At 45.8% G+C, this 5,283-nt stretch carries 6 protein-coding genes and 1 pseudogene; all 7 read left to right on the top strand.

Annotated features, from left to right (window positions below):
* Positions 1–160 precede the first annotated feature (160 nt).
* On the top strand, positions 161–370 hold the full coding sequence (locus JCM11969_RS15825; protein ID WP_054712756.1) for a hypothetical protein: 210 nt from the start codon (positions 161–163) through the stop codon (positions 368–370).
* A 152-nt stretch (positions 371–522) separates the two neighbouring features.
* A complete protein-coding gene (locus JCM11969_RS17385) occupies positions 523–1,875 on the top strand; it encodes a CPBP family intramembrane glutamic endopeptidase (protein WP_162231486.1) in 1,353 nt (450 codons plus the stop codon).
* A gap of 138 nt (positions 1,876–2,013) precedes the next feature.
* Positions 2,014–2,747 (top strand): annotated as a pseudogene (locus JCM11969_RS15815) (YebC/PmpR family DNA-binding transcriptional regulator).
* A gap of 334 nt (positions 2,748–3,081) precedes the next feature.
* Entirely contained in the window at positions 3,082–4,056 is a 975-nt protein-coding gene (gene comGA / locus JCM11969_RS15810) for a competence type IV pilus ATPase ComGA (protein WP_054712753.1), read from the top strand.
* Positions 3,995–4,567: a type II secretion system F family protein gene (locus JCM11969_RS15805; RefSeq protein ID WP_054712750.1), complete on the top strand. Its 573-nt coding sequence runs from the start codon at positions 3,995–3,997 to the stop codon at positions 4,565–4,567. Before comGA ends, JCM11969_RS15805 begins: the two co-directional genes overlap by 62 nt.
* A complete protein-coding gene (locus JCM11969_RS15800; protein ID WP_156319410.1) occupies positions 4,522–5,034 on the top strand; it encodes a type II secretion system F family protein in 513 nt (170 codons plus the stop codon). The genes JCM11969_RS15805 and JCM11969_RS15800 overlap by 46 nt, the downstream gene beginning before the upstream one ends.
* Positions 5,034–5,283, top strand: a 250-nt coding sequence (locus JCM11969_RS15795; protein ID WP_156319409.1) for a prepilin-type N-terminal cleavage/methylation domain-containing protein, incomplete at its 3' end; no start/stop codon positions are given. The genes JCM11969_RS15800 and JCM11969_RS15795, both read left to right, overlap by 1 nt.

Genomic DNA, 5,283 nt, shown 5'->3' with positions numbered 1-5,283 from the left:
CTCCCCACCCAAAAGAGAATATTCGCGCCATTTTAGCCTTACCTCTCTAAATTAAAAATCCCCAAAAATTATTAAATTTCCCACCCAACAGTATGTTATCCCACAGAATTGTCATATACTTGTAACATACACGATCACTTAAGAAGGAGGAAGCAACACCATGGATCTTGTGGAACACAGTAATCTGTATTTGTTTTACAAAATGATGCCCAGCTCATATGCAACCGGGTTGGTCGCAGTGGCCGCTCGTAATGAACTGACGTATCGGTCACAACATGGGGATGCGATGGCTGAATATTATTTGGCACTTGACTCGTTCCGTGAGTTACGACTAGCGCATCGCCGTGCTCATATTAAGGTGATCTGGTAATTTGGAGGAGAAAAATCGTGAGAAAACACCTTTCCGCGTTTTTGCTTGGGATTTTCGTGTTAATGCTTTTTCTATCATCATTTGCGAGTGTGATCAGCCATCTTATTTTTCATTATTTATCGCTCGGAAGTGACACTAACGCGGAAAATACAGTGACAGAGCTTATCGGTTTTGGCTGTTTTTGGTTACTTAACCGGTTCTATTTAAAAGCTCGCGTTCACTGGTGGTCAAGAATTGACCGTAATTGGTTATGGGGACTGGCATTTATGGTCGTTTTTATTGGGGACTCAACGCTGAATCCGCAATTCACACTGACAGTTTCAGCTATTTTGTGGGCGATTGTTATTGGACTAGTTGTTGGGATTTTTGAGGAATATCTTTTTCGGGGCTTGGTGGTCACTTATTTGCGGACCCACTTTGGCCTGAGTGGTGTTTGGACGGCGCTTTGGAGCGGCCTCATATTTGGCTTAGCACATGCCATTAATGTGTTGCAAAGTGGTGATCTGGTCAACACGATTGCTCAGATTCTTCAGGCCTTTGGGCTAGGGTTCTTTCTTGCCGCGCTCTATCTCATCACTAACAATTTATGGCTGGCCATTATTGGTCATGCTGTTATTGATTGTTTTGACCAATTAGCTTTTGGGACACTCAGTAATTCTGCCGGGACAAGTTTGCATACGGGTATCATCTACGCCGTGGTGTTTGTGGTGTTAGGTGGTGTCATTTTAAGCACACACACTGATCAGCTGCGGGCATCGTCTGGTCGAGGTGTGACACAGAGGGGGAGAAAGAAAATGGATTTTAAAAAGGGAACACAGGAACCAGCTAGCTTGAAGATGGCACTTTATGCGCTGTTAATTCCTATCGCTGAATTGATCTTAGGCGATTTTTTAGTGAAGCCATTCCATTCAAAATTAGTTCAGGTCATCATCGTTGATGTGATCTTCTTCATTGGGTTTTTGGTGGCAATTTGGATGTTCAAGGACGTCCTAAAACGAGATTGGCAAGCGTTTAAACCGCATTTTTGGCGTGGAACGCTGTTGGCTATCGGCGCCGTTGTGATCACCTATATTCTTTTGCCGCTAGTGCGTTCGGGGCTGGGGCTCTTCTTACACACGTCATCAGCAGCTGGTGGCGTTGATGTGCTTAGCGCACAAACGGCTGGACTGGGCGTTATTGCTAGTCTGACCACGCTGATGGCGCCGTTCACCGAAGAGATTATTTTCCGCCATGCGTGGTTCTACCAATGGCGCAACCGGGGGATTGTCACTTGGTTAATGTTGATTCTGTCATCAATCATGTTTGGACTCTTTCACTGGAACAACTTTAACGGGGACATTACGCAAATGATTCCGTACATGGTTGTTGGTGCATGGTTCGGGTTGATCTACTACTGGTCGAAGAATATTTGGCAAAATATTTTGACCCATTTTCTGTTTGATTTCGTGCAGGTGCTGGCAGCCGTGTTTGTTCTCGTGATGACGCTGATGCATGTTACTGGCTAATTTAGCAACGTGCTTAACGGTCAATAACGACTTGACGACCTCGTAAATTTAGTCACAAGTGTTGAACTCTCACGGCCTGCGTGATAATATAATGTAGTCTGTACAACGATAAATAATACAAGAAAAGAGGAGTTAACGATGTCAGGACATTCAAAATGGCATAACATCCAAGGCCGTAAAAACGCCCAAGATGCTAAGCGTGGAAAAATTTTCCAAAAATCTCACGTGATTTGTATCAAGCCGCTAAAGCAGGTGATCCTGATCCAGCAAACAACCCTCAACTTCGATTGGTGATGGATAAGGCCCGGGCTGCTAACATGCCTAAGGACAACGTACAACGCGCTATTGACAAGGCTTCTGGTCTTGGTGGCGCCAAGTTCGAAGAAATCACTTATGAAGGCTACGGTCCTGGCGGGTCTGCCATCATGGTTGCTGCCTTAACTGACAACAAGAACCGGACAGCTGCTGCAGTTCGTTCTGCGTTCACTCACCATGGCGGTTCACTTGGCGCAGCCGGTTCCGTTTCATACATGTTTGACCGTAAAGGTTATGTTGTGATCTTACGTGACGGTCTTGATGCTGACGAAGACACTGTTTTGATGGATGCATTGGATGCTGGTGCTGATGATATGAAGACCAGCGACGATGAATTTGAAATCTTTTCAGATCCTTCGAGCTTGACGGATGTGCGTGATGCACTGCAAGACAAGTATGATCTTGATACTGCTGAAGTACGGATGTTCCCAGAGAACACCACTGAAGTACCAGAAGCCAAGATCTCACAATATACTGGTTTAATCGATGAATTAGAAGAAAACGATGATGTTTCAGATGTTTATGAAGCAGCTACGTTACCAGAAAGCGTCGACTAATAAAAAACACGCTGTTGAGGCGTGTTTTTTGTGCAGAGCGCGGAAGAAAGCGGTTAGAAGGTGGAGCACAAAGGGACTCTGACAGAAATACCTGACCCTGGTATTTCTGTCAGAGTCCCTTTGTGTGCAACCTTCTGCTTTCCGGGAGCGCGTTTCGGCAAAGGTGCCAAGAAAAATTGGGGCGTTAAAAGGACATAGAAACACGCCATCAACCAAGCCAACAGCCCGCTACACCAACGTCAATACAGTCCCACCCAAAGTCACGAAAAAAATCGTGACTTTTTTCGTGGTTCCAGAAACTTTTACGTAGTTATTGGGTATGGAGGTGATAATCATGATTGAAGCATTAGGCCAGCAGCTATTACAAGGTGCCATGACTGCCGGTAGCTCCGATCTTTATATTCTACCGCGGGAATATGCCTACGTTGTGTATGAACACGGAATCGATGGATTGATGATGATCCAAAGTTTACCAAAAGAAACCGGTGTTCAACTCATTGCCCATTTTAAATATCGTGCTGATATGGCCATCACTGAAACGCGGCGACCACAATTAGGTGCGATGAAGGTTCAACTGAACGGGACTGAGATTCATTTGAGATTATCCAGTGTTGGTAATTTCTTACAACAAGAGTCACTCGTTATCCGGTTGCTATTTCCGTTAGGTCAACAGCAGACACAGTTCTTAGTGCCGGAACAGTGGACGACCTTGGAGGAATGGTGTGGGCTACGCGGACTGATTTTATTTGCGGGTCCAACGGGTTCTGGAAAAACGACCACGATCTTTCAACTCGCACGGTCTTTGAGTCAGCAACAGTCGGTATTGACGATTGAAGACCCAGTAGAAATTACGGAATCGTCCTTCTTGCAGCTTCAGGTCAACAATGAGGCGGATATGTCATACGAGTCCCTGATTAAAGTCGCGCTAAGACACCGGCCGGATGTGCTGATTATTGGAGAAATTCGGGATCGACAAACTGCGCAGGCCGCAATTGATGCGGTGCTTAGTGGCCACTTGGTATTTAGTACAGTGCATGCGCTGAACGTTTACGGCATCATTACGCGGTTACGTCAACTTGGCATTCCAGAAGCGGCAATTCATCAGGCAGTTACGGGAGTCGCGTATCAGCGGTTGCTGCCAGGCATCGAGATGAAGACTGCCGCACTGCTGGATCTCAAACGAGGGCCAGTAACCAGTGACTGGGTGACAAAAACGGGGATGACCCCAGAATGGAGGAAATACATCGATGATTGTGAGCGAACCGGTCAAATCACAGGCACAACAGCCGACCGCTTCAAAGAAGGTTAAGCCGTGGCCCGCGAAGTTTCAGGCGGACGTTTTTCAAATGGTCAGCGATCTGTTGAAGGTTGGCTTTTCGGTCCGGCATGCGTTTAAATTTTGTGAAGTGGTCTTTAAGACGCATCTAGCTGATTTAAGACAGATCAATCAGCAGTTACAGGATGGGCAGTCCATCAGCGGAACGTTTGAACCCTACATTGATGAACAGATCAGTACGCAGTTAAAGTTAGCGGAAAAACACGGTCAGCTAAGTCAAAGTCTCAGTCAGATCAGTCGCTTGCTGACTACGGCCCATCAGCGTAAAGAACGTATTAAACGGTTGCTGCAATACCCATTTGTGTTGATGCTTATTTTAGCAGTCGTGTTCACTGGACTTAAAATTTTTGTGTTTCCAGAGATTCGGGAGCTAACGGATGCGCCAGCGACGACGGGATATGTCTATGGTTTGGTATTGCTGGGCTGGTGCTTGGCCTGTTGGGTGTCGGTATTTGGTTGCAGATCAAGCAGTCACCTGCCTTAAAACGAACGCAGCAACTGGCTGGGCTGCCCATTATTGGTGGGGTCATGCGCACCTATTACGGTTACTATCTCTTATCCATCTTAGCCATTATGGTTCAGGGTGGCTTAGGGCTGCAGGATATTTTGGTGACAGTTAAGGATGCGAAGCCGACCACCTTGCTATACCAACTCGGAGACGAACTGGATACACAGCTTAAACAGGGCCAGCAGCTTGGGCCAATATTAGCAAAATATCGGTTTGTGCCTAAGGAACTGCGTCTCTTATTGGAGACGGGCAAGAACCGTGAAGAAATGGGCGCCGAACTGGCTGCCCTGACAGAAATTTATTATGAACGCCTAAAGCACCGGTTGGAAACGTTGATGAGTCTCATTCAGCCACTGGCATTTTTAATTGTCGGGTCGCTGATTGTTGGGACTTATGTCAGTTTGTTTTTGCCGATGTATCAAATGATTGGAGGATTTAGTTAATGACTAAATTGAGAAAGCAACAAAAACGTAAAGGCTTTACACTTTTAGAAATGTCGATCGTAATTTTTATTATCGCTTTGTTGATCCTGATTATTGTACCCAACATTACGAAGCAAAAGGACCACGCGACGACGGTGCATTCAGAGGCCTTGCAGACGATGGTGCAGACGCAGGTTAATCTTTATTTAGAGGATCAAGAAACGGATGCGGATTCTGGTAAGGCAAATAGTATTGATAAAGAAGCTTCTT

Source organism: Secundilactobacillus paracollinoides DSM 15502 = JCM 11969 (assembly GCF_001311135.1).
GTDB classification, from domain to species: Bacteria; Bacillota; Bacilli; order Lactobacillales; family Lactobacillaceae; genus Secundilactobacillus; species Secundilactobacillus paracollinoides.
Note: the sequence above shows the minus strand (reverse complement) of the source record. Positions and strands in the feature narration are given on the sequence as shown.